Here is a 2,443-nt window from a genome sequence, read left to right as displayed (position 1 = left end):
TACACGTATTTTGAAAGAGGCTATTCTTAAAGCTGCTGAATTGGCAGGCAATAAGTATGGCAAGGAAGGGCTGATTTCTTATCTCGAAAAGCAGGCGATGGCATGCCCAGCGGCTTATTTAGCGTTGCTTGGGAAGGTGTTGCCTTTACAGGTAACAGGGGAAGATGGGGGCGCCATTAAGATCATAGGGCGTGTAGAAATTGCCCCTTTAACAGTGAATGACGATAAGACAGATTAAGATTGTACCAAAACTCATTCCTATTTTTACAGGAGACGCTTTGGTACGCGCGGCTTGGGGTGGGCGAGGGTCTGGTAAAACAAGATCATTTGCCTTGATGGCGGCTTTAAAAGGCTATCAATTTGGTATGGGAGGGATATCGGGGACCATTCTTTGTGCACGTCAGTTTCAAAATTCTTTGGCAGAGAGTTCTTTAGAAGAGATTAAGCGCGCCATTGAAGCCCATGATTTTTTAAGAGACTATTATAAAGTTGGAGAGGCTTCGATTAAATCAAATGATGGTCGTATAGCCTTTCAGTTTTCTGGTCTGGACCGCAATATAGCCAGTATTAAATCCATGGGGCGTATTTTGCTTTGTTGGGTTGATGAGGCAGAGCCGGTGACAGAGACAGCTTGGCAGACACTTATTCCAACGTTGCGTGAAGAAGGCGAGGGATGGAGAGCAGAGTTATGGGTGACATGGAACCCGTTGCGAGACAATGCACCGGTTGAAAGGCGGTTTCGTTTTTCAGATAATGAAGCCATTAAGCGTGTAGAGATCAATTGGTCAGACAATCCGAAGTTTCCCAAGATCTTGAATGAAGCGCGGCTTGATGATCTGAGAAACCGTCCAGAAACTTATAAGCATATATGGGAGGGGGCTTATCTTACAGCGGTTCAAGGCGCTTACTATCAGAAAGAGATGTTGGCAGCCGAGCAAGAGGGACGGATAGGACGTGTTGCGCGTGATCCTTTAATGCAGATACGGGCTTTTTGGGATATTGGGGGTACGGGTGCTAAGGCAGATGCGACAGCGATATGGATAGCGCAATTTGTAGGCAGAGAGATCAGAGTGCTTGATTATTATGAAGCACAAGGGCAGCCATTATCGGAACATATCGGTTGGTTGCGTCAAAATGGCTATGAGAAGGCACTGATGGTTCTCCCCCATGATGGTGCGACCAGAGACCGTGTGCACAATGTGAGTTTTGAGAGCGCTTTAAATGATGCGGGCTTTGAAACACAGGTTGTTCCCAATCAGGGAGCAGGGGCGGTTAAGATGCGTATCGAGGCAGTGCGACGGATTTTGCCTTCAGTTTGGTTTAATGAGGAGACGACAGTAGCGGGGCGTAAGGCACTCAATTGGTATCACGAGAAGTGGGATGAGAAGCGTAATATTGGTTTAGGCGCCGAGCATGATTGGTCCAGTCATGGGGCGGATGCTTTTGGATTGATGTGTGTGGGGTATGAACAGCCGGTGCAGAAATACAAGAGACAAGCTTATAGCGGTAGAGAAGCTTATGAGAGCACGTCATGGATGGCAGAATGATGGATGATGAAGAGCATTTAGAGCAAGAAAGTAACGCATCAGATCTGTCGACAGAAGGTTTGTTTCGCAAGCTTGTTGGGTGGTACAAAGAAGATGTGGAGCATGTAAACAAATGGCGTGAACATGCAAGAGAGGATTTTCAATTTTACAATGGTGATCAGTGGAATGATCAAGATTTAGCGGCTTTAAAAGAACAACGCCGCCCCGTTATGACCTTTAATCGCATTGCACCACTGGTTAATGCCGTTGTGGGTTCAGAAAGAAATAATAAGCGAGAAGTGCAATTTATCCCCCGTCAAATAGGCAAGGCATTGCCCAGTGAATTGCTTACGGGAGCTGCAGAATGGTTTAGAGATGTAGCACATGCGGAATACGCGGATAGTGATGCGTTCCAAGATGCTGTCATCTGCGGTATGGGGTGGACTGATACGCGGCTTGATTATGAGAACAGNATGGGGTGGACTGATACGCGGCTTGATTATGAGAACAGCCTTGATGGTGAACCGGTCATTACGCGTTTAGACCCTCTAAAGATGGTTTGGGATAGCGCGGCAGTGCAACCGAATTTAACGGATGCACAACGCATGTGGTATGTAGACCGCAAGCCCTTAGACGTAGCCAAGCAGATGTTTCCCAAAGCCCATTGGAGTGAACTGAGTGCGGATTGGGTGCGTGATGGGGCTGCTTATGAAGGCATTCATCATAATGATCTTGAAGCTTACGATGATGAGAAGGGCATTGATGTTGAAAACGGTCGTCGGATGGTCACACTTGTTGAATGCCGTTGGTTTGAAAGCGAGCGATATTACAAGGCTCCCGATTTAGAAACGGGTGAATTGCGTGATTATAGCGAAGAGGAATTTAAGCAATTACAGTGCATGATGCCCGATATTCAA

The 2,443-nt window shown here is 46.8% G+C and carries 3 protein-coding genes; all 3 read left to right on the top strand.

The features are described from left to right. Positions 1 to 238 (top strand): hypothetical protein (locus tag ACFIMX_RS00125; RefSeq protein WP_375693871.1); only part of this gene is annotated, 238 nt, incomplete at its 5' end. Beyond that, positions 219 to 1,547, top strand: coding sequence for a PBSX family phage terminase large subunit (locus ACFIMX_RS00120; RefSeq protein ID WP_375693870.1), 1,329 nt, complete (start codon positions 219 to 221; stop codon positions 1,545 to 1,547). The genes ACFIMX_RS00125 and ACFIMX_RS00120, both read left to right, overlap by 20 nt. Next, positions 1,532 to 2,443 (top strand): portal protein (locus ACFIMX_RS00115; RefSeq protein ID WP_375693869.1); only part of this gene is annotated, 912 nt, incomplete at its 3' end. The genes ACFIMX_RS00120 and ACFIMX_RS00115, both read left to right, overlap by 16 nt.

It is taken from the genome of Bartonella sp. AD24XZML (genome assembly GCF_042196485.1).
Lineage (GTDB): Bacteria > Pseudomonadota > Alphaproteobacteria > Rhizobiales > Rhizobiaceae > Bartonella.
This window is presented reverse-complemented; position numbering and strand designations above follow the sequence as displayed.

Bases quoted from the DNA above. Each gene is read 5' to 3' on its own strand.
- ACFIMX_RS00120 (WP_375693870.1), top strand. From the start codon at position 219: ATGACGATAAGACAGATTAAGATTGTACCAAAACTCATTCCTATTTTT.